Here is a 22,169-nt window from a genome sequence, read left to right as displayed (position 1 = left end):
AACGATGTCCGACAGGTCGAACATGACAGGCTGCTGCCCAAGGGGGCCTGCTCAGGGGCGAGTTGAGGGCCCGACGGGATACAGCCACGAGGTGAGCGCCCACCACCAGTGCAGGGCGTCCAGCGGGCCGGTGTCACCGTCGGTGAGGGACGCCGAGGTGATCTGCCGGAGCCGGCCGAGCCGGTAGCGCACGGTGTTGGGGTGGGTGAACAGCGCCGCCGCGGTCTGGTCCAGCCGACGGCCGTTGTCGAGGAACGCCAGTGCGGTGAGCGCGAGTTGGCGGTGGAAGTCGTTCCCCGGATCCAGCTCGCCGAGCAGCCGTCGGCTCAACAGCGAGGCCAGCAGCGGCTGTTCGGCCAGGGCGATCCGGGCGGCGAGGTCCGTGACGTCGTACCGCCCGCGCAGCCCCTGCTCCCGGCCGAGACCCGCCGCGCGCACGCACAGCCGGTACAGCGCGGGCAGTTCGGGCAGGGGAGCGGCGGGCGCGATCACCACCAGGGCCTCGGGGTCGATCTCCCCGGCCGCGGGCGGCCGCGGGCACAGCCCGGCCAGCCGGCCGTCGATCAGCGCCGTGACCACGTGCGGCGACCGCAGCGCCCGCCGCCGGGCCGGCAGCGCGGCGAGACAGTGCAGGCGGCCGTCGGAGTCCGCCCGCACCCCCGCCCGCGCCAACTCCTCGGCCCGCGGCGGGACCTCGCCCAGCAGGGCCTGGCGCAGCAACCGCGTCCGGACGGCGTCCAGCGCGCGCGGGGACTCGTGCTCGGCGGCGCGATACCCGTTGATCACATGGCGCTCGACCGCGTTGCCGTACTCCTGGAGCCGCAGCACCACGGAGAGCAGCACCGCGTCCGGCACCCCCGACGACCGGCAGCGGTCCACGGTGATCTCCGCCGCGCGGGTGAGCGCCGCCTGCACCCCGTGCAGGACGGCGGTCATCGGGACCCCCTGCACGGCGCGGTCGGCGCCCAGCAGCAGGGCGGCGGTGAAGTCCTGCTCCTCGACCGACCCCGACCGCTCCAGCGCGGCGAACCAGGGACCGGCCGCCCGGATCATCGCCGTCACATGCGAACGGGTCGCCTCCTCGGTGAGCCGGGACAGCTCGGGGGAGCGGCTGCGGGCCACACGGACCAGGTCGCCGCACACGTCCGGGTCGGCGGCCATGTCCCGCAGGACCGCGGTGACCTGCTTCGGCCCGTGAACGACCGTCATGGTCCCCCTCCCGCCCGGCCGCTGTCGCCGGGCCACAAGCAGGCGGTCGCCGCGTTGGCACCCGCGCACTATCGCGGCGGTGTGTCGTCCTGATTTCCTGTTGGGCTACCGACGGTAACAGCGCAGGTGTCGCAGGAACACCCCGCGCCCCCGGTCACACCCCACGCATCGCCCAGGAGAGCCGCCATGGACACCCCCGAAGACGCCGCCGGCATCACGCGCCGCCGCGCCCTGACCGTGGCCGGCGGAGTCCTCGCGGGCGCGAGCCTCGCCGCCCAGGCCTTCCCCGCCTTCGGCGCCGAGTCGCAGGACGCCGACGCGATCGTGGTCGGCCACGGACTCGCCGGACTGGTCGCCACCGCCGAACTCGCCGCCGCCGGCCGCAAGGTGCTGCTCCTCGACCAGGAACCCGAGGCGAGCCTCGGCGGCCAGGCCTTCTGGTCCTTCGGCGGGCTGTTCTTCGTCAACTCCGACGAACAGCGTCTGATGGGCGTCAAGGACACCTACGACCTGGCCTGGCAGGACTGGCAGGGCACGGCCGGCTTCGACCGCGGCGTGGACGACCCCAAGGGCCAGGACCACTGGGCGTACAAATGGGCCAAGGCCTACGTCGAGTTCGCGTCCGGCGAGAAGCGGTCCTGGCTGTCCGGGCTCGGTGTGCAGTGGTTCCCGATCGTCGGCTGGGCGGAGCGCGGCGGCGGCCTCGCCACGGGACACGGCAACTCGGTGCCCCGCTTCCACGTCACCTGGGGCACCGGCCCCGCCGTGGTCGAGCCGTTCGAGAAGAAGGTGCGGGCCGCGGTCGACGCGGGCAAGGTCACCTTCAAGTTCCGCCACCGCGTCGACGAGGTCGTCACCACCGGCGGCGTCGTCACCGGTGTGCGCGGCGCGATCCTCGAGCCCAGCGGCGCGGCCCGCGGCAAGCCCAGCTCCCGCACGGTCGTCGGCGACTTCGAGCTGCGCGCCCCGGTCGTCGTGGTCACCTCCGGCGGCATCGGCGCCAGCCACGACCTCGTCCGCCAGAACTGGCCCGCCCGGATGGGCACCGCGCCGAAATACATGGTCACCGGCGTCCCCGCGCACGTCGACGGCCGGATGCTCGCCATCACCGAGAAGGCGGGCGGCCGGATCGTGAACCCGGACCGCATGTGGCACTACACCGAGGGCCTCAGGAACTACGACCCGATCTGGCCGGGCCACGGCATCCGCATCCTCCCCGGCCCGTCCTCGATGTGGTTCGACGCGAAGGGCAAGCGGTTCGACACCCCCGACATCCCGGGCTACGACACCCTGCACACCCTCAAGACCATCACCGACTCCGGCTACGACTACTCCTGGTTCGTCACCACCCAGAAGATCATCGCCAAGGAGTTCGCGCTCTCCGGCTCCGAACAGAACCCGGACCTCACCAACAAGAACGTCTGGCAGCTGCTGTCCCGGATCTGGCAGACCCCGGAGCCGATCGAGAAGTTCAAGAACAAGGGCGAGGACTTCGTCGTCGCGACCACCCTCACCGACCTCGTCGCCGGCATGAACAAGCTCACCGGCGACAACCTGATCGACCTGGCCGACCTCAAGCGGCAGATCGAGGCCCGCGACCGGGAGATCGAGAACCCCTACACCAAGGACGTCCAGGTCATGGGCATCCGCAACGCCCTCAACTACACCGGCGACTCGCTCAGCCGCACCGCCTCCATCCACCGGATCCTGGACTCGAGCGCCGGGCCGCTGATCGCCGTACGGCTCAACGTACTCACCCGCAAGACCCTCGGCGGCCTCCAGACCGACCTCTCCGGGCGCGTCCTGGACACGTCCGGGAACCCCGTGCCCGGTCTGTACGCGGCCGGGGAGGTCGCCGGCTTCGGCGGCGGCGGAATCCACGGCTACCGCTCCCTTGAGGGCACCTTCCTCGGCGGCTGCCTGTTCTCCGGACGGCAGGCCGGACGCGCCGCGGCGGCGGCCACCGCGACCTGACCGCCTCGCCGGACACGGTCGTGACCCGGCAGCCTTTCAGATCACGGTCCAATCGAGCGAGACATGCGGTGAGTGGCCCGACTCACATGGCCAACCCGGTCACTCACCGCCACGATGGGTCCCGTCACCGGCAGGCTGAAGGGGTCCAGGATGTTCCGCAAGGTGCTGGTCGCCAACCGTGGCGAGATCGCGATCCGTGCGTTCCGCGCCGGCTATGAGCTGGGTGCGCGCACGGTCGCGGTCTTCCCGCACGAGGACCGCAATTCGCTGCACCGGCTGAAAGCCGACGAGGCGTACGAGATCGGCGAACCGGGCCACCCGGTCCGCGCCTACCTCTCCGTAGAGGAGATCGTCGGCGCCGCCCGCCGGGCGGGCGCCGACGCCGTCTACCCGGGCTACGGGTTCCTCTCCGAGAACCCCGAACTCGCTCGCGCCTGCGAGGAAGCGGGCATCACCTTCGTCGGACCCGACGCCCGCACCCTCGAACTGACGGGCAACAAGGCGAGCGCGGTCGCGGCGGCCCGCGCGGCGGGCGTCCCCGTGCTCGGCTCCTCCGCGCCCTCCAACGACGTCGACGAACTGGTGCGCGCAGCCGCGGAGATCGGCTTCCCGGTCTTCGTGAAGGCGGTCGCGGGCGGCGGCGGGCGCGGCATGCGCCGCGTCGAGGACCCGGCCACGCTGCGCGAGTCCATCGAGGCGGCCTCCCGCGAGGCGGCGTCCGCGTTCGGCGACCCCACCGTGTTCCTGGAGAAGGCCGTCGTCGACCCCCGCCACATCGAGGTGCAGATCCTCGCCGACGGTGCGGGCGGCGTCATCCACCTCTTCGAGCGCGACTGCTCCCTCCAGCGCCGCCACCAGAAGGTCATCGAGCTGGCGCCCGCGCCCAACCTCGACCCCGAGCTGCGCGACCGGATCTGCGCCGACGCCGTGCGCTTCGCCCGCGAGATCGGCTACCGCAACGCGGGCACCGTCGAGTTCCTCCTCGACCCCGACGGCAACCACGTCTTCATCGAGATGAACCCCCGCATCCAGGTCGAGCACACGGTGACCGAGGAGGTCACCGACGTCGACCTGGTCCAGGCCCAGCTGCGCATCGCCTCCGGCGAGACCCTCGCCGACCTCGGCCTGTCCCAGGACACGGTCACCCTGCGCGGCGCCGCCCTCCAGTGCCGTATCACCACCGAGGACCCCGCCAACGGCTTCCGTCCCGACACCGGCCGCATCAGCGCCTACCGCTCCCCGGGCGGCTCGGGCATCCGCCTCGACGGCGGAACCACCCATGCCGGTACGGAGATCAGCGCGCACTTCGACTCCATGCTGGTCAAGCTCACCTGCCGGGGCCGCGACTTCCAGGCCGCGATCGGCCGGGCCCGGCGTGCCGTCGCTGAGTTCCGCATCCGCGGCGTGGCCACCAACATCCCGTTCCTCCAGGCCGTCCTGGACGACCCCGACTTCCAGGCCGGGCGGGTCACCACCTCGTTCATCGAGCAGCGCCCGCACCTGCTCACCGCCCGCCACTCCGCCGACCGCGGCACCAAGCTGCTCACCTACCTCGCCGAGGTCACGGTGAACAAGCCGCACGGCGAGCGGCCCGACCTGATCGAGCCGACCACCAAGCTGCCCGCGACCCCGGCCGGCGAGCCGCCCGCCGGTTCCCGGCAGCGGCTGGTCCACCTCGGCCCCGAGGGCTTCGCCCGCTGGCTGCGCGAGTCGCCGACCATCGGCGTCACCGACACCACCTTCCGCGACGCCCACCAGTCCCTGCTCGCCACCCGGGTGCGCACCAAGGACCTCCTCGCCTCCGCCCCGCTGGTCGCCCGCACCCTGCCCGAACTGCTCTCCCTGGAGTGCTGGGGCGGCGCCACCTACGACGTCGCCCTGCGGTTCCTGGCCGAGGACCCCTGGGAGCGGCTGGCCGCCCTGCGCGACGCCGTCCCCAACATCTGCCTCCAGATGCTGCTGCGCGGCCGCAACACCGTCGGCTACACCCCGTACCCGACCGAGGTCACCGACGCCTTCGTGCAGGAGGCCGCCGCCACTGGCATCGACATCTTCCGCATCTTCGACGCGCTCAACGACGTCGGCCAGATGCGCCCCGCCATCGACGCCGTCCGCGAGACCGGCACCGCGATCGCCGAGGTCGCGCTCTGCTACACCTCCGACCTGTCCGACCCGAACGAGCGCCTCTACACCCTCGACTACTACCTGCGCCTCGCCGAGCAGATCGTCGAGGCCGGCGCCCACGTCCTGGCGATCAAGGACATGGCCGGCCTGCTGCGCGCCCCGGCCGCCGCGAAGCTGGTCTCCGCGCTGCGCCGCGAGTTCGACCTGCCGGTCCATCTGCACACCCACGACACGGCGGGCGGCCAGCTCGCCACCTACCTCGCCGCGATCCAGGCCGGCGCGGACGCCGTCGACGGCGCCGTCGCCTCCATGGCCGGGACGACCTCGCAGCCCTCGCTGTCCGCGCTCGTCGCCGCCACCGACCACTCCGAACGCCCCACCGGCCTCGACCTCCAGGCCGTCGGCGACCTGGAGCCCTACTGGGAGAGCGTCCGCCGGATCTACGCCCCCTTCGAGGCGGGCCTCGCCTCCCCGACCGGGCGCGTCTACCACCACGAGATCCCCGGCGGCCAGCTCTCCAACCTGCGTACCCAGGCCGTCGCGCTCGGCCTCGGCGACCGCTTCGAGGACATCGAGGCGATGTACGCCGCCGCCGACCGCATCCTCGGCCACCTGGTGAAGGTCACCCCCTCCTCCAAGGTGGTCGGCGACCTCGCCCTGCACCTGGTCGGCGCCGGCGTGTCCCCCGAGGACTTCGAGGCGGCCCCGAACCGGTACGACATCCCCGACTCGGTCATCGGCTTCCTCCGCGGCGAGCTCGGCACCCCGCCCGGCGGCTGGCCGGAGCCCTTCCGCAGCAAGGCCCTCGAAGGCCGCGCCGACGCCAAGCCGGTCACGGACCTCTCCGCCGAGGACCGCGACGGCCTGGAGAAGTCCCGCCGCACCACCCTCAACCGGCTGCTCTTCCCCGGCCCGACCCGCGACTTCGACACCCACCGCCAGGCCTTCGGCGACACCAGCGTCCTGGACAGCAAGGACTTCTTCTACGGGCTGCGCCCGGGCAAGGAGTACGCCGTCGACCTCGAACCCGGGGTCCGGCTGCTGATCGAGCTCCAGGCGGTCGGCGAGGCCGACGAACGCGGGATGCGCACCGTGATGTCCACCCTGAACGGCCAGCTGCGGCCCATCCAGGTCCGCGACCAGGCGGCGGCCTCCGACATCCCGGTGACCGAGAAGGCCGACCGCGCCAACCCCGGCCATGTCGCCGCCCCCTTCGCGGGCGTGGTCACCCTCGCGGTCGCCGAGGGCGACGAGGTGGAGGCCGGCGCCACGGTGGCCACCATCGAGGCGATGAAGATGGAGGCCACCATCACCGCCCCGAAGGGCGGCCGGGTGAGCAGGCTGGCCATCAACCGCATCCAGCAGGTGGAAGGCGGCGACCTGCTCGTCGTCGTGGGGTGAGCCGACGGCCGCCGGCGCTCACTCGCCGGCGGCCACGTATCGCTCGTCCGGGGTGTCCGTCGCCTCCTGGCCGGACAGGTCGACCCGCACGCCGTACGGCTCCAGGGTCCGGCGCACCCGCTCCGCCATCGGGTCGGACAGATAGTGATGGTGCAGGTCCAGCTCCTGGAGATGCCCCAGGGGCTGACCGCTCAGCAGGGCCTCGGCACCGGTGTCCGACAGGGTGCCCCGGCCCAGGTGCAGGGCGGACAGCCGGGCCACCACGGGGGCCGCGGCGACGGCGGCGGCCACCTCGTCCTGGATGTCGGCGTTCTGCAGTCCCAGCCGGCGCAGCGCGGGCAGCCGGGAGCCGTCCAGGATCGGCGCGAGGTCGGCGACCGTGGTGTCACGGCCGTACCACTCCTCGCCGAGCCACAGGTCCAGGTGCTCCAGCGCGGGCAGGTCCGAGGCGGCGAGACCGTGCACCACCTGGGCGGGCAGCCCGCCGTTCTCGAACCGCAGGACACGCAGCCGCGCGTGCCGCAGGGGCTGGAACACGAGCCCCGGCGTGTCGCCGAAGCCGCCGCCCGAACCGCGCACGGCCAGCTCCTCCAGCTCCGGGTAGGCGGTGAGGAACGGGCTGACGTCACCCTGGACGATCCACGACAGCTCGGACTCCTGGAAGTCGAGGTCGGCGAGGTAGAGGGCCCGAAGGCCCGTCAGCCGGTCCGCCGCCGCGGCGAGCCGCGCCGCCGTCCCGTCCGGCCCGTCCGCGGCGTCCGACTCGCTTCCGTAGGCCCCCGCCCCGAGGACCAGGGCACGTACCCGCGCCGGGTCCACGGTGTCCAGGAAGCGGTTCCAGCACGCGTCGAACTCCTCCGGTTCGCCCTCGTGCCGGACGAGTTTCCAGGCGACGGACTCCGTCGCGGGCAGGGCCGCCGGGCCGTCGCCGGGCAGCGGGAACGCGAACACCGGCAGGCCGTGCAGTTCGGAGATGTGACCCAGGGTCAAGGCAGGAACCTTCCGGGAGCGGGCGGGGCCGGCACTCCTCGGTGCGGCCCCGGCGCCGTACTTTCTACCAACCCGCTCCGACCGTCCCCCGGGGGCCGCTGCCCGTGAGGGCAACAGGTCTGCCCCCGCGTCCGGTGACGCGCGACGGGCGGGCGGCTAGCGTCCGTGCGTGAACAACCGCACCTTCGCGCGGCGGCCGCTGACGCACCGTCCGGAGCCCGCCGCGTGAGCGACGAGCAGGCCCTCGGGACACCCGCGCGCGACACCCCTTCGGACGAGGTCCCCGCGCGGCCGGCCGGCACCGCCCCGGAAGCGTCCCCCGCGCCACCACCGGCCTCCCGCCCCCGGCGCACGGGCCCCGGCGCCTTCACTCTCCTCGTCCTGCCCGGAGTGCTCACCCTCGCCGCGGTGGCCGGGCTGGTGGCCCTGACCGGCGGTCTCCCGCAGGACCGGACCGAGGGCGGCAGCCCGCAGCAGGACGCGGCGAGCGGCGTCAACGAGACCTACGGCCCCTGGCTGCGCAAGGCCGCCGACGCCTGCACGGTCGTCACGCCGTCCGTCCTGGCCGCCCAGATCGACCAGCTCACCGGCTGGGACGACGAGGGGGGCGGCCCCTCCGGCGAACAGGGCATCGCCGCCTTCACCGACCAGGAGTGGCGGACCTGGGGCAAGGACGACGACGGCAACGGGACCTCCTCGCCGCGCGACCGGGCCGACGCCATCATGGCCCTCGGCCGCCAGGACTGCTCCCTCGCCCGGGAGGTCACCGACCTCAGAACCGACGGCACGGTGAACGGGGACCTCGTGGACCTCACCCTCGCCGCGTACGCCGTCGGCACGGACGCGGTGGCCGAGGCGGGGCGCGTCCCCGCGGACGCGAAGACCTACCTCACCGAGGTGAAGGCGCTGTTCGCGACGTACGAGGAGTTCGACCGGGACGACCCGGTCGACGACGGCGCACAGGCGAACGCGATCCTGACCGCACCCGTCACCACCCTGACCGTCACCTCCCCCTACGGCTCCCGCCGGCACCCCCTCACCGGCGTCACCAAACTCCACACCGGCGTGGACTTCGGCGCGCCGCAGGGCGCCCGGGTCGCGGCGGCCCGCGACGGCCAGGTGGTGTTCGCGGCCATGACCAAGGCCTACGGCAACCGGGTCGTCGTCGACCACGGCACCATCGGGGGCAAGCGGCTCCAGACGACGTACAGCCACCTGTCCCGCATCGACGTCACCGCCGGCCAGAGCGTGCGCACCGGCACGCCCGTCGGCCGGGTCGGCTCCACCGGCCTGTCCACCGGACCCCATCTGCACTTCGAGGTGATCTACGACGGCTACTACACCGATCCGCAGCCGTGGCTCACGGTGTCCGGCTGACGGCCGCACCCGCGGGGGCAGGAGCCGATGCCCTCGCGGTCACCGCAGGACGGCCTCCCAGGTGTCCACGGCGTAGTGGACCGTCATCCCGTTCCGGGCGTAGAGCCGGGGCGCACCGGTCGCGTTGGCGGTGTCCACACCGAGCCCGACCACGTCCCGGCCCCGGGCGGCGAAGGCCGCGAACGCGTGCCGCAGCAGAAGACCGGCGAGGCCGCGGCCCCGGGCCTCGCGCAGCACGCCGATGCCCCGGATCCACCCCATCGCCTCGCGGTCGTCCCGGGCCAGCAGGAACCCGACGTCCCCGAGGTCGTCCGTCGAGACGATCCACACCAGCGACCAGTCGAGCCCCGCGGCGTCCACATCGTGCAGCCACGGCTCGTACGCGCGCGGCTGGAAGTCGAAGTGGTCGGCGAAACCGGCCTGGTACAGCTCGTGCACACGCACCCGGTCCGCCGCGTCGGCGCAGGGCCGCAGCCGCACCCCGGCGGGCAGCTCCGGTGCCAGGTCGTCGGCCGGGTCCACGGCCCGGCGCAGCACGTGGTAGCGCCGTACGACGGACCAGCCCCGGTCCTCGATCAGCGAGGTGTCCAGCGTGGGCCGGGTGTTGAGGTGCAGGTGCACCACGGCCCGCTCGGCGCCGTTCTCCCGGGCCTTCTCCAGCGCCCGCGCCTCCATCGCCTCCAGGACGGTCAGGCCCACTTCCTGACGGTCGGGCAGGACGTAGTGGTCGATGTCGATCCGCTCGCCCCCGGACTCGTCCCACAGCAGCCCGTAGACCACCAGACGGTCCCCGTCGAAGGCGAGCCAGGAGTCCCGGTCCAGATCGGCCTCGGGATGCTTCAGGTCGGCTTCGACGGTGTGCAGATCGGTCTCGGGCCGGCCGATCTCGATCAGGTCGATCTCGTTGAGCAGAGCGGTGACGGCGGGCGCGTCGGCGAGGCCGGCGGGACGCAGGACGTAGGACATGCGTCCCAGGGTCGGGGGGCGGGGGTTCGCCCGCAACGCATTTTGAGGTGGTGCGAGGTGCCGCCGTGAGCCCTGTATGCGCCCCCGCGTACCTGGGCAGAATCCGTTCTGCCAGTGATCATGCGGGTGGGGTGAGCCATGCCCCGCCCCGAACTACCCGGGAAGGCAGGTCGGTTGTCGTGCAGTTGCGTCTTCCCACCTCCATAGCCGAAGCACAGCGCTGTCTCGCGGAGGGGGCGGTGCCGATCGGCGGGGCCACGCTCGTGTGGGCCGCCTGGCAGCGGGACGGCTTCCCCGAGCAGGCCGTCTCCCTGCGCAAGCTGCCCGAGGCCAACACCGTCGGCCCCGAGGAGGTGGGCGGGGCCGTGCTCCTGCACCGCGTGGACGCCACCGTGCCGGAGGCGCTGCACCGGGCGGCCTCCCGGGTGGGCACGGGCGCGGTGCGCCGTACGGCCACGGTCGGCGGCAACATCGTCGGCAGCACCCTGCGCGACCTGCTCCCCGCGGCCCTCGTCCTGGACGCCCGGGCGACGGTCCTGGAGTCCGACGGCGTGTACGAGACCGACCTGCCGGAGGTGGTGGCCAAACGGCAGCTCCTGCTGGGCCTGCGCTGGCGCACCCCGCTGGCCAGCGCCTACCGCAAGCTGGAGGGCGACCCGGGCGGTCCGCCGCCCCTCCTCGTGGCGGCCGCGGTGCACCCCGACGGGGCCGGCCCGGGGCAGCTGCGCGTGGCCGTCCGTGACGGCTACGAGGTGATCAGCGAGACCACGCCGTACGCCCCGGACGCCGACCAGGCCCTCCACGCGCTGGAGCGCACGGAGCTGGGCGGACTGCCCGCCACGGCCCGGGACGCGGTCCGTGCGCAGGTCACGGACGTGCTGGCCCGCGCCGCCGCCGGCTGAGCCCCGGACCTTCGGCGCACCACGGCGGCCTCATGTCTCGCGCACCGGCGCGTACACGTCCGGGTGCAGTCCGAACGTCCAGGCGACCCCTTCCTTCGCCGTACGGGTCGACGGCGGTACCCGCAGCCAGTACGTCCGGTGCGTGCCGTCCGGCTCCGGGGTGGAGTTGAGGACCTCCACCATCACGACCGGCTCGTCGGCCACGAGGTCGATCCGCCACAACGTGCCCGTCTCGTCCCGGTGGACGGGGCGGGCGCCGGAGTCCGCCAGGTAGCGGTCGTAGCCGTAGTACTCCAGCATGACCCGGCGTAGTTCCGCGTTCTCCTCGGACCGGATCCGCTCCGGGGTGAGCGAGGGCAGCTCCGCGAGGAACTCCGCCGGGACGGGCATACCGCGCCAGGCGTACAGGGCGAAGCCGTCGGGATAGGCGAGCGCCGGGCCGTCCCCGTGGTCGAGCCGGCCCGCCTCGTCGCGATGCAGGGCCACCGGCCGTTCGCACACCACCGCCACCCGGGCGAACGGCCACCACCAGCCGGCGTTGCGGCACACCGCGGCCAGCCCGTCCAGCGGGCCGTCGGCGTCTGTGGGGAACGCGGCGAGCCACGGCGCGTCGTGCTGCCCGAGCACGGCGTCCAGCAGGATCAGCCGGACCGCCGTGGCCGCCTGCCCGCTGTCGCCGCCGGCCAGCTCCTCCAGGACGCCGGCGCGGATCCGGTCCACCAGCGCCTGTGCGGACTCCCACAGTCGGCCGCCCGTCGCCGCCCAGTGCGCCGACCAGCCCGCGGCCCCCAGCTCGGCGTGCATCCTGCTCCGTTCACGCGCCCAGGGGACGCTGCGGACCGCCTCGCGCACACTGGGCCCGGGATCCGTCAGCTCCCGCACCAGCGTGACCGCCTCGCGCGGCGAACCGGCCCACACCACCCGCTCCGGCTCCGCGAGCCCCGCCCGCCGGTACGCCTCGCGGATCCCCTCCTCGGCCGCCGCGCGGTCCGCGGGGACCGTCGACGAGGCCCACGCCCGCCACGCGCGCAGGTCGTCGGACGGGGCCTCCGCCACCGTCGCGTCCAGCATGTCCGTGCCGCTCATGCGCCCTTGCCTCCCTCTCTGTCCGGCCGGCTCCGTTCGGCCCGGCTCTCGGTTCAGTCCGCCACGATCCGCACGGATCCGGGCACGTACTCCCGCTGTCTGATCACCCGGTACCAGCCCTTCGGCAGCGGGATCGCCGCGTGCTCCTCGTGGACCACCCGGCCGCCCTGCGGCAGGTGCAGCAGCAGCGGACCGAACGGCCCCGGCTCCCGCACCAGGTCACCCGGCCCCACGACCGCGTGGGCGTGCCCGGTGACCTCGCCCAGCGCCAGCACCAGCCGGCCCCGCCCGTCGCGCCGCTCCTTCGGGGCCCGCGCCACATGCGCCGGCACCGCCTCCGTCGCCACGGGCACGATCAGCACGTCTCCCTGCCGGTACATGGCTCTCCCCTCACCGCCGGGTGCACCGCGCACCGGCCTCATGACCACGACCGTACGAGCCGGCACTGACAACGCCCCGAAGCCCGCCCCCGCCGACGGGCGTTGTCAGTGGCTGTTGGTAGAACTGCGGGCATCACGGACCGCACTCTCATTCCGCTCAGGAGCAGCCGCATGTCCCACGCCACCCACCTCGTCGCGCTGTACCGGCTGCCCGCCCACACCTTCCCGGGCCCGGACGGGCGAACGGACGACCTGCCCGCCCCGGACGCCGTCGCCTGGCGGATCACCAGCGACGTCTACGACGCCGACGAGGAGTGGACGACGGCCTTCGCCCGCTTCTGCGACACCGTCGACACCACCCGGGTGAAGGCCCTGATCGTGGGCGCCTGGCAGGAGGCCTACGACACCGAATCCTCCGACGTCGTCGAGGCCCTGCTGGCCGCCCGGGACCGCTTCCCGGCCCTGCGCGCGCTCTTCCTGGGCGACATGGAGTCGGAGGAGTGCGAGATCTCCTGGATCAACCAGACCGACGTGACGCCGCTGCTCGAAGGCTTCCCCGCGCTGGAGGAGCTGGGCGTGCGCGGCGGCTCCGGACTGCGCCTGAACGCGGTGCGCCACGGCGCGCTGCGCAGACTCGTCGTGGAGAGCGGCGGACTGCCGGCCGAGGTCGTGCGCGGTATCGGCGGCAGCGACCTGCCCGCGCTGGACCACCTCGACCTGTGGCTGGGCACCCCCGAGTACGGCGGCGACAGCGAGCCCGCCGACCTGGAACCCCTCCTGTCCGGCGCCCGTCTGCCGCGGCTGCGTCACCTGGCGCTGCGCAACAGCGAGATGCAGGACGCCGTCGCCGCGGCCGTCGCCTCCGCGCCCGTGGTCGCCCGGCTGGAGGTGCTGGACCTCTCCATGGGCGTCCTGACCGACGAGGGCGCCGCCGCCCTGCTCGGCGGCCAGCCCCTCACCCACCTCAAGAAGCTCGACCTGCACCACCATTACCTCACCGAGCCGCTGCTGGACCGCCTCCGGCAGACGCTCGAGACCGCGGGCGTCGAGGTGGACCTCGACCGCGACGACGCCGACGAGGACGCGGACGACGACGGCACGGTCTGGCGCTGGGTCGCCGTGGGCGAATGACCGCACCGCGAACGACCGCACCGTCAACGACCGCACCGTCAACAACTGCACCGTCAACAACTGCACCGTCAACGACCGCACCACGCGTGACCGCCGCACCGCACCTGCCCGCACCGCCCCGGGACCGGCCCCGCCTCGCGGTCGTCGGCAACCCCGAGAACCGCCGGGTCGCCCTCTTCGCGGAGGCGGTGCGCGCCGCCGGCCTGCCCGGCCCGCGCATCGTCCCCTGGAAGGACGTCCTGCGCGACGGGGGAGCCGACTTCGCCGCCGACGAGACGGTGCGCGTCGACTCACCCGGGGAGAACGCCGAGGTGGACCGCGTCCTGCGCGGCCTCGACGACCCCACCCGGGTCGAGGGCTCCGGGCGCTGGTACGCCGGGTTCACCGCCGCCCTGCGCGCACTGCGCGGCGGCGAACGCCTCGACGACCCCGACGACCTCGCCGTGCTCTTCGACAAGCGGCTCTGCCACGGCGTCCTCGACGCGGCCGGGGTCCCCGTCCCCGCCTCGCCCACCTCGGGCCCGGGCGGCGCGCCGGTGCGCGGCTGGGACGACGTACGGACGCTGATGCGCGAGCACCGGATGCCCCGGCTCTTCGTGAAGCCCGCGCACGGGTCGTCCGCGTCGGGCGTCCTCGCCGTGGAGACGGGCGGCCGCGGCCGGATCCGGGCCACCACCTCCGTGGAACTCACCCCGGAGGGCCACCTGCACAACTCCCTCAAAGTCCGCCGCTACGACCGCGAGCACGACCTCGCCACCATCGTCGACGCCCTCGCCCCGGACGGCCTGCACCTCGAACGCTGGCTGCCCAAGGCCTCCCAGGAAGGCCGCGCCGCCGACCTCCGGGTCGTCGTCGTCGCCGGGCGGGCCACCCACGCGGTGCTGCGCACCAGCCGCTCGCCCATGACCAACCTCCACCTCGGCGGCAGCCGGGGCGACCTCGACGCGGCCCGGCGGGCCGTCGAAGCGGCCGGTGCCCGCTGGGCCGACCTGCTCGGCGTGTGCGAACAGGCGGCGGCCTGCTTCCCGCGCACCCTCTGCGTCGGCGTCGACCTGCTGCCGGCCGTCGGCTGGCGCCGAGCCGCCGTCGGCGAGGTCAACGCCTTCGGCGACCTGCTGCCCCGGCTCACCGGCCTGCCCGGCAGCGGAGCCGAGGGCCTGGACACCTACGCCACCCAGGTGGCGGCCGTCCTGCGCGGCGCGCACCACCAGCACAGAACAGGAACACCCCATGCCTGAGCCCGACATGAACGAGGTCGTCGGCACCCACGACCTCCTCCTGGTCACCCTCGACACCCTGCGCCACGACGTGGCCGTCGAGCTGGCAGCGGCGGGCCGCATCCCGAACCTCGCCCGCCGTCTCCCGGGCGGCCGCTGGGAGAAGCGCCACGCCCCCGGCAGCTTCACCTACGCCTCCCACCAGGCGATCTTCGCGGGCTTCCTGCCAACCCCGGCCGCCCCCGGCCCCCACCCGAGGCTCTTCGCCGCGAGCTTCGCGGGCAGCGAGACGACAGCCGGCGCCACCTTCGTGTACGACACCCCTGACCTCGTCTCCGGCCTGGCGAAGGCGGGCTACCACACCGTGTGCGTCGGGGGAGTGGGCTTCTTCAACAAGCAGGGCCCGCTGGGCTCGGTGCTGCCCGGCCTCTTCCACGAATCGCACTGGGAGCCGGAGTTCGGCGTCACCTCGCCCCACTCCTTCGAGAACCAGATCGCCCGCGCGGAGCGGGTCATCGGCGAACTCCCCGCCGAACAAAGGCTGTTCCTCTTCGTCAACGTCTCCGCCCTGCACCAGCCGAACTGGTTCCACCTGCCCGGCGCGACCCGCGAGGCCGGCGACAGCCGCGCGACGCACGCCGCCGCCCTCGAATACGTCGACCGGCACATCGGCCGGCTCTTCGCCGCCGCGAGCAGCCGGCGCCCCTGCTTCGCGATCGTCTGCTCCGACCACGGCACCGCCTACGGCGACGACGGCTACACCGGCCACCGCCTCGGCCACGAGTCGGTGTGGACCGTGCCGTACGCCCACTTCTTCCTGGACCCCGCCGAGGCCGCCCGATGACCACCGCCCAGCTCACCAGCCCCTACCAGCACTACGTCTACGCCTACCCGCACAAGACCGCCTACCGCAGGCTCGAGGACCGCCCGCCGCTGAAGGACCTCTGGGCCGCCGAACCCAAGGACGCCCTCTCCCTCTACCTGCACATACCGTTCTGCGAGGTCCGCTGCGGCTTCTGCAACCTCTTCACCCGCATCGGCGCCCCCGACGGACTGACCGGTGCCTACCTGGACGCCCTGGAACGCCAGGCCACCGCCGTACGGGACGCCCTCGGCGAGTCGGACGGCGTCCGGTTCGCCACGGCCGCCTTCGGCGGCGGCACGCCCACCTTCCTCACCGCACCCGAGCTGGAGCGCCTCTGCGACCTCGCCGAGCACCGCATGGGCGCCGACCTGCCCGCGATCCCGCTGTCCGTCGAGGCCTCGCCCGCCACCGCCACCGCCGACCGGCTCGCCGTCCTCGCCGACCGGGGCGCCACCCGCCTCAGCCTCGGCGTGCAGAGCTTCGTCGACACCGAGGCCCGGGCCGCCGTACGCCCGCAGCGCCGCGCCGACGTGGAGGCCGCCCTGGCCCGTATCCGCGACACGCGCATCCCGGTCCTCAACATCGACCTCATCTACGGCATCGACGGCCAGACCGAGCACAGCTGGCGGCACTCCCTGGACGCGGCCCTGGCCTGGCGGCCCGAGGAGCTGTACCTCTACCCGCTCTACGTCCGCCCCCTCACCGGCCTCGACCGCCGCCAGGAGCCCGGACCCGACCCGGCCTGGGACGAACAGCGGCTGCGCCTGTACCGGGCCGGCCGCGACCACCTCCTCGCGCACGGCTACACCCAGCAGTCCATGCGCATGTTCCGCCGCGCCGACGCCCCGCCCCAGGGCGCCGACGACTACGCCTGCCAGACCGACGGCATGATCGGCCTGGGCTGCGGCGCCCGCTCCTACACGGCCGCACTGCACTATTCCTTCGACTACGCCGTCGGCATGCACGAGATCCGCGGCATCATCGACGACTACGTCGGCACGGACGACTTCACCCATGCCGAGGTCGGCCACCGCATGGATCCCCGCGAGGCCCGGCGCCGGCACCTCCTGCAGTCGCTTCTCCAGGCCGAGGGGCTCCGGATCGCCGACTACCGGGCCCGCTTCGGCAGGACGCCCGCCGACGACTTCGGCCCGGAACTCGCCCGCTTCGCCGACCGGGGGTGGCTGACCGAGGACTCCAGGACCGTCCGGCTCACCCCCGAGGGCCTCGCCCACTCCGACGCCGTCGGCCCCGAGCTGTTCTCCCCGGCCGTGCGCGCCGCGATGGCCGCCTACGAGCGGAAGTGACCGGCCCGCCATGGACCTGACCCTCCTCTACCGGGGCCCGCTCGCCTCCTGCGACTACGACTGCCCCTACTGCCCGTTCGCCAAGCGCCGTGACTCGACCGCCCAGCTGCGCGCCGACCGCGCCGCGCTGGACCGCTTCGCGCGCTGGGCCACCGCCCAGACCGGCGACCGCCTCTCGATCCTCTTCACCCCCTGGGGCGAGGGCCTGGTCCGCTCCTGGTACCGGCGCACCCTCACGGAGCTGTCCCACCTCCCGCACATCCGCCGGGTGGCCATCCAGACCAACCTCAGCTGCCGCACCGACTGGCTGGCCGAGGCCGACCCCGACACCCTCGCCCTGTGGTGCACCTACCACCCGGGGCAGACGCCCTACGACCGCTTCCTCACCAAGTGCCGCGACCTCGCCGACCGGGGCATCCGCTTCAGCGTCGGCGTCGTCGGCCTGCCCGACCACCTCGACGCGGCCGGCCGGCTGCGCGCCGACCTGCCCGAGCACGTCTACCTCTGGATCAACGCCGCGGAGGGCCACACGTACACCGACGAGGAGGCCGGCGTCTGGACCGCCCTCGACCCGCTCTTCCCGTACAGCCGGCACCCGCACGCGAGCGCCGGACTGCCCTGCCGCACCGGCGAGTCGGTGATCTCGGTCGACGGGGAGGGCACGGTCCGCCGCTGCCACTTCGTCCCCGCCGAACTCGGCAACCTCTACGACGGCTCCTACCGGGCCGCCCTGCGCCCGCGCGCCTGCCCGCTCGCCGTCTGCGACTGCCACATCGGGTACGTCCACCTCGAGACACTGCCGCTGTACGACGTCTTCGCGGGCGGCGTGCTCGAACGCGTCCCGGCCGCGGTCCCCGCACAGCACTCCGCCCGCATCACGACGATCGCGATGCGGGCGGAGGTCAGCGGGTAGCGGCCGTCACGGAGTCACGTCCGTGACCCGCCAGCGCTGGTTGGAACCGGAGTTGGCCTGCCACGTCGTGACGGCGGCACCCTCGTTGGTCGCCTGGCCGCCGACCTCCAGGAGGCGTCCGGTGGCCGCGTTGACCAGGGTCCAGGTGCCGTCACCGGTGGTCGACATGATCCACTCGGTGGCCGGGTCCCGCTCGCCGGTGTCCGGCTCGACGACGGGCACGTTGTCGCGCACGGCGAGCCGCTTGCCCTCGGCCGGGTTGGCGAACACGTACCGCTGGCGGTTGCCGGTCTTGCCGTGGCGGGCGTCCAGCTGCCACTCCTGGGCGACGGTTCCGTTGGCCGAGCCGATGACCAGGTTGGTGCCGTTGGCCGCGACGGTGACCGCCTTGCCGCTCTGGACGCCGGTCAGCGTGTAGGAGTGCCCCTTGGTGAACAGGCCGGCGTTCTTCGCGACACCGGAGACGCCCTTGACGGCGAAGGAGGTCACGGACTGGGCGGGCACGGTGTAGGCGGCCCTGCCGTCCACGACCTTGACCGGGGCCTGCTTCTGGAGCTTGCCGTCGGCGCTGGTCACGACCGGAGTGACGGTCGCGTCGTCCTTGATCGTGCGGAACTTCGACAGGTCGATGGTGACCGTGCGGGCCGCGGTGGTGGAGTTGACGTGGACGAGCGAGGCGCCCTTGCCGTCCTTCGTCACGGCGGCGGCGCTGGAGGTGTCGTCCACCTTGATCAGCTTGTCGCCGGGCTTGATGAAGTGCGTGAAGTTGCGCGCGGTGTCGAACTTGGTGTTCGTGTAGATCGGGCAGGACTGGAGGGTGTCCGCCTTCGTGCAGCTGAACGACAGCTGGATGGAGCCCCAGTTGCCGCCCTTGGCGGACTCGCCGCCCGGCTTCATGTTGTCGTAGTCCTCGACCGGCTGCCAGAACACCCAGGCCTTGGGCTCCAGTTCCCGCAGGTCGTTGACGATCTGCTGGGCGAGGCCCAGGCCGGGCCGCATGTCGGTGAAGCTCTGCCCGTCGCCCCAGTCGCCCTCGACCTCGCTCATCCACAGCGGCTTGTCGGCGGCCTTGGCGAGGTCGCGCACGGTGGTGCGCTGCCCGGTGCCGTAGGTGTGGACGTTCATCTGGTCGACGAGGTCCTTGGAGGCCTGTGTGTAGGAGTTCCAGTTCGTCGCGAAGATGCCCGGGTTGGTCTCGTCCATGGCCGAGATCTCGGCCTTGACCTTGGCCTGCTTCAGCGCGGGCGCCAGCGCGGCGAGCACCTTCTGCTGGAGCGCGGGCCCGATGTGGGCGCCCTCCTGCCGGCCGCCGACGGGCTGCCCGTTCGCGTCCAGCCGGGTGCTCCAGTAGCCGGTGTTGGGCTCGTTGAACGGGTCGACGGTGTCGACCTTGATGCCCTCGGCCTTCTCCAGGCGCTTGGTCGCGCCCGCCATGTAGGCGGCGAAGTCGTCGACCGAGTCGGCCTTGAGCTGGTCGGTGTTGGCGTTGAATCCGCCGGACACGTACCCGCTCTCGGTCATGAACCACGGCGGGGAGTTGCTGAACGTCTCCCAGTGGTCGATGTCGTTCTTGATCCGCTCCACCCACCACCGCTGGGTGGCGTCGGCGTCCTTGTTCCAGTCCGCCGGGTCGTCCGCGCTCCACCAGTCGGTGTCCTCGCGGGTGGTGCCCTCGGGCGCCTTCCACCAGCCCTCGACGGCGCCGCCGGCCCGCAGGTAGTCCTTGACGTCCGGGGCGTTGCCGCCGCCTATGTTGTACCGGGCGATGTTCAGCGCGAGACCGTCGTCGTCGAAGAGCAGCCGCGCGAGCTTCTCCCGGACGGCCGGCGGGTAGTCGCCGGTCGCGTTGGCGAACCAGACCAGGCTGGTGCCCCAGCCCTCGAACGAGTCCTGCCTGTACGACGGGTCCGGCGTCACGGTGACGGCGGCCTCGGCGTGCGCCTGCACGGGGACGCTGAGCAGGGCGGCCCCGGTGGCCAGGGCGGTCAGCGCGGCGGCTGTCAGAGTCCGTCTGCTGCGGATACGGCGTGCCATCAATGCTCCCAACTGCGGTGCGGTCGCTGCGGTGGGCCCCTCCGGCCGCGCGGGCAGGAGGGGATGGCCCTCGACACGGGTGAATGCTGTGCCGAGGAGTCGTAGGGGTGCGGTGCGGTGCTCAGGCGGTCGGCTGGCGCAGTACGGCGACCTCGCGCGGGCCCAGGACGAGCCCGGCGTCGGTGCCTGCGGCGCCGCCGATCAGGACGTCTCCCGCCAGCCCGGACACCGGCACGGTGTCGTCGGTGCGGTTGACCAGGAACAGGAACCGTCCCTGCTCGCTCCGGCGGACGGTCAGTTCGACGGACCCCCGGACGTCCGCGGGGAGTTCGCTGCTCACCCCGGCCGGTTCCAGCAGCCGGGGCAGCAGCGCCCGCAGCCCGTCGACGCCGAGCCGGGTGGAGACGTACGACGCCGAACCTGCGCCCGTCGGACGGCGGGTGATCGCCGGACGGCCCGTGTGCACTCCGGTGCTGTAGTGCGCCAGGACCTGGGTGTCGGCGTCGGTGAGGGTGATCCGGTCGGTCCACAGGCTGCCGGTGGAGGAGTCGTCCAGCTCCACGCTCTCGTCGGCGAGCAGCGGCCCGAACTCCTCGATGCGGATGCCGAGCAGCTCGCGCAGGGCGCCCGGGTAGCCGCCGAGCCAGACGTGGTCGTTCTCGTCGACGATCCCGGAGAAGTAGGTGGTGACGAGGTGGCCGCCCTGCTCGGCGTAGCGCGTCAGCTCCTTGGCCAGCTCGGCGGGCACCATGTGCAGCACGGGCGCGATCAGCACCTGGTGGCGGGAGAGGTCGGCGCGGGTGGTGACGAGGTCGGCGCGGACGCCGAGGGCGAGGAGCGCCGAGTACCAGTCGAGGGCCTCCTGCCGGTAGTCGAGCAGGGAGGTGGGGTGCGAGTCCTGCTCGCTCGCCCACCAGGACTCCCAGTCGTAGAGGATGCCGACGGCGGCGCTCTCCCGCTCCGAACCGGCGACCGGGGCCAGGGCCTTGAGGGTGGCGCCGAGCCGGGTCACGGCGCGGAAGACGTCGCTGTCGCGGCCGGCGTGCGGGACCATCGCCGAGTGGTACTTCTCGGCGCCGGCCGCCGACTGACGCCACTGGAAGTAGCAGACCGCGTCGGCGCCGTGCGCCACGTGCAGCAGCGCGTCACGGGCCAGGTCGCCGGGGCGCTTCGCCACGTTGACGGGCTGCCAGTTGACGGCGCTGGTGGAGTGCTCCATCAGGAACCACGGCCGGCCGGCCGCGATGCCGCTGGTGAGGTTCGCGGAGAAGGACAGCTCGTCGCGGTCCTGGGGGCCGGGGTGGACGTAGTGGTCGTTGGCGACGAAGTCGATCTCGCCCGCCCAGTCCGGGTAGTTCATGCCCTTGGTGGCGCCCATCACCATGAAGTTGGTGGTGACCGGGATGCCGGGGGTGATCTCCCGGAGGATCTCCCGCTCGGCGATCAGATGGTCCTTCAGGGCGTCCGAGGAGAACCGCTTGAAGTCCAGCTGCTGCGTCGGGTTGGGGTGCGAGGCGGCCAGGCGCGGAGGCAGGATCTGCTCCCAGTCGCTGTAGCGCTGCGACCAGAACGCGGTGCCCCAGGCGTGGTTGAGGGCGTCCAGCGTGCCGTAGCGGGCGCGCAGCCAGACGCGGAAGGCGCGGGCCGCGTCGTCGGAGTGGTCGTAGACGTTGTGGCAGCCCAGCTCGTTGGAGACGTGCCAGGCGACCAGCGCCGGGTGGTCCTTGTAGCGGCCGGCGATCTCACGGACCAGGCGCAGGGCGTGCTCGCGGAAGACGGGCGAGGTGGGCCGCCAGTGCTGGCGGGCGCCCGGCCAGAGCGTCTCGCCGTTGGCGGTGACGGGGAGGATCTCGGGGTGGGCCGTGGTCAGCCACGGCGGCGGGGAGGCGGTGGCGGTGGCCAGGTCGACGCCGATCCCGCCCGCGTGCAGCAGGTCCATGACCTCGTCGAGCCAGCCGAAGTCCCAGGTGTCCGGGCCCGGCTGGATCCGGGCCCAGGAGAAGATCCCCACGGAGACGACGGTGACACCGGCCTCCCGCATCAGCGCGACGTCCTCCTCCCACACGTCCCGGGGCCACTGCTCGGGGTTGTAGTCGGCGCCGTAGGCCAGACGCGGAGCGGGGTCACCGTCCGCCCCGCGCAGCATGCGGGACTGGAGGGTGGAGATCATGGCGGTCCTTCCGAAGGTGGTGCACGGGGGCGGGGGGGGGGGGGGGGGGGGGGGGGGGGGGGGGGGGGTTTTGGGGGTTGGTGGGCTGGGGTGTGGTGTGAATGAGCGGGATGGGGTTTCTTC

16 protein-coding genes are annotated in these 22,169 nt (G+C 73.2%); 9 read left to right on the top strand and 7 right to left on the bottom strand.

What is annotated here, in order from left to right; translation table 11 throughout:
- Nucleotides 1-51: 51 nt before the first annotated feature.
- Nucleotides 52-1,209: a helix-turn-helix domain-containing protein gene (locus ACZ6D7_RS24805; RefSeq protein WP_469494594.1), complete on the bottom strand. Its 1,158-nt coding sequence runs from the start codon at nt 1,207-1,209 to the stop codon at nt 52-54.
- 186 nt (nt 1,210-1,395) lie between these two features.
- Between ACZ6D7_RS24805 and ACZ6D7_RS24800 the strand changes: the two genes are divergently transcribed.
- Together ACZ6D7_RS24800 and ACZ6D7_RS24795 are read left to right on the top strand one after the other, a co-directional pair.
- The gene (locus tag ACZ6D7_RS24800; protein WP_469494591.1) at nt 1,396-3,183 is read left to right on the top strand and encodes an FAD-binding dehydrogenase; all 1,788 of its coding nucleotides are present in this window, start codon (nt 1,396-1,398) and stop codon (nt 3,181-3,183) included.
- Between the two features lie 150 nt (nt 3,184-3,333).
- Complete coding sequence (locus ACZ6D7_RS24795) at nt 3,334-6,708, top strand: pyruvate carboxylase (protein WP_469494588.1); 3,375 nt, start codon at nt 3,334-3,336, stop codon at nt 6,706-6,708.
- 18 nt (nt 6,709-6,726) lie between these two features.
- Here ACZ6D7_RS24795 and ACZ6D7_RS24790 read toward each other — a convergent pair whose 3' ends face one another.
- Nucleotides 6,727-7,698 (bottom strand): STM4015 family protein, encoded by a 972-nt coding sequence (locus ACZ6D7_RS24790; protein ID WP_469494585.1) that lies wholly within the window; start codon nt 7,696-7,698, stop codon nt 6,727-6,729.
- A gap of 225 nt (nt 7,699-7,923) precedes the next feature.
- Here ACZ6D7_RS24790 and ACZ6D7_RS24785 point away from each other — a divergent pair, with 225 nt between their 5' ends.
- Nucleotides 7,924-9,075, top strand: coding sequence for a M23 family metallopeptidase (locus tag ACZ6D7_RS24785; RefSeq protein ID WP_469494582.1), 1,152 nt, complete (start codon nt 7,924-7,926; stop codon nt 9,073-9,075).
- 39 nt (nt 9,076-9,114) lie between these two features.
- Here ACZ6D7_RS24785 and ACZ6D7_RS24780 read toward each other — a convergent pair whose 3' ends face one another.
- A complete protein-coding gene (locus ACZ6D7_RS24780) occupies nt 9,115-10,041 on the bottom strand; it encodes a GNAT family N-acetyltransferase (protein WP_469494579.1) in 927 nt (308 codons plus the stop codon).
- Nucleotides 10,042-10,220: 179 nt separating this feature from the next.
- On the opposite strand from ACZ6D7_RS24780, the gene ACZ6D7_RS24775 reads away from it, so the two are divergent.
- Nucleotides 10,221-10,943: an FAD binding domain-containing protein gene (locus ACZ6D7_RS24775; RefSeq protein WP_469494577.1), complete on the top strand. Its 723-nt coding sequence runs from the start codon at nt 10,221-10,223 to the stop codon at nt 10,941-10,943.
- 30 nt (nt 10,944-10,973) lie between these two features.
- On the opposite strand, the gene ACZ6D7_RS24770 is transcribed toward ACZ6D7_RS24775, so the two are convergent.
- Together ACZ6D7_RS24770 and ACZ6D7_RS24765 are read right to left on the bottom strand one after the other, a co-directional pair.
- Nucleotides 10,974-12,029 (bottom strand): DUF6745 domain-containing protein, encoded by a 1,056-nt coding sequence (locus tag ACZ6D7_RS24770; RefSeq protein WP_469494574.1) that lies wholly within the window; start codon nt 12,027-12,029, stop codon nt 10,974-10,976.
- 53 nt (nt 12,030-12,082) lie between these two features.
- On the bottom strand, nt 12,083-12,409 hold the full coding sequence (locus tag ACZ6D7_RS24765) for a hypothetical protein (RefSeq protein WP_469494571.1): 327 nt from the start codon (nt 12,407-12,409) through the stop codon (nt 12,083-12,085).
- Between the two features lie 171 nt (nt 12,410-12,580).
- Here ACZ6D7_RS24765 and ACZ6D7_RS24760 point away from each other — a divergent pair, with 171 nt between their 5' ends.
- From ACZ6D7_RS24760 to ACZ6D7_RS24740, 5 genes are read left to right on the top strand one after another with little or no spacing between them, the layout of a single operon-like run.
- Complete coding sequence (locus ACZ6D7_RS24760; protein WP_469494568.1) at nt 12,581-13,540, top strand: STM4015 family protein; 960 nt, start codon at nt 12,581-12,583, stop codon at nt 13,538-13,540.
- The gene (locus tag ACZ6D7_RS24755; RefSeq protein WP_469494565.1) at nt 13,537-14,778 is read left to right on the top strand and encodes an STM4014 family protein; all 1,242 of its coding nucleotides are present in this window, start codon (nt 13,537-13,539) and stop codon (nt 14,776-14,778) included. The genes ACZ6D7_RS24760 and ACZ6D7_RS24755 overlap by 4 nt, the downstream gene beginning before the upstream one ends.
- A gap of 7 nt (nt 14,779-14,785) precedes the next feature.
- Nucleotides 14,786-15,601 carry an STM4013/SEN3800 family hydrolase gene (locus tag ACZ6D7_RS24750; protein WP_469494820.1) on the top strand — a complete coding sequence of 272 codons (816 nt, stop codon included), beginning with the start codon at nt 14,786-14,788 and terminating at the stop codon, nt 15,599-15,601.
- Complete coding sequence (locus ACZ6D7_RS24745) at nt 15,598-16,929, top strand: STM4012 family radical SAM protein (protein WP_469494563.1); 1,332 nt, start codon at nt 15,598-15,600, stop codon at nt 16,927-16,929. Before ACZ6D7_RS24750 ends, ACZ6D7_RS24745 begins: the two co-directional genes overlap by 4 nt.
- A 10-nt stretch (nt 16,930-16,939) precedes the next feature.
- Nucleotides 16,940-17,842, top strand: coding sequence for an STM4011 family radical SAM protein (locus ACZ6D7_RS24740; protein ID WP_469494560.1), 903 nt, complete (start codon nt 16,940-16,942; stop codon nt 17,840-17,842).
- 6 nt (nt 17,843-17,848) lie between these two features.
- Here ACZ6D7_RS24740 and ACZ6D7_RS24735 read toward each other — a convergent pair whose 3' ends face one another.
- Nucleotides 17,849-19,876 (bottom strand): RICIN domain-containing protein, encoded by a 2,028-nt coding sequence (locus ACZ6D7_RS24735; protein WP_469494557.1) that lies wholly within the window; start codon nt 19,874-19,876, stop codon nt 17,849-17,851.
- A 121-nt stretch (nt 19,877-19,997) separates the two neighbouring features.
- On the bottom strand, nt 19,998-22,046 hold the full coding sequence (locus tag ACZ6D7_RS24730; RefSeq protein WP_469494554.1) for a beta-galactosidase: 2,049 nt from the start codon (nt 22,044-22,046) through the stop codon (nt 19,998-20,000).
- Nucleotides 22,047-22,169 lie beyond the last annotated feature (123 nt).

It is taken from the genome of Streptomyces sp. NPDC041784, assembly GCF_055591025.1.
Note: the sequence above shows the minus strand (reverse complement) of the source record. Positions and strands in the feature narration are given on the sequence as shown.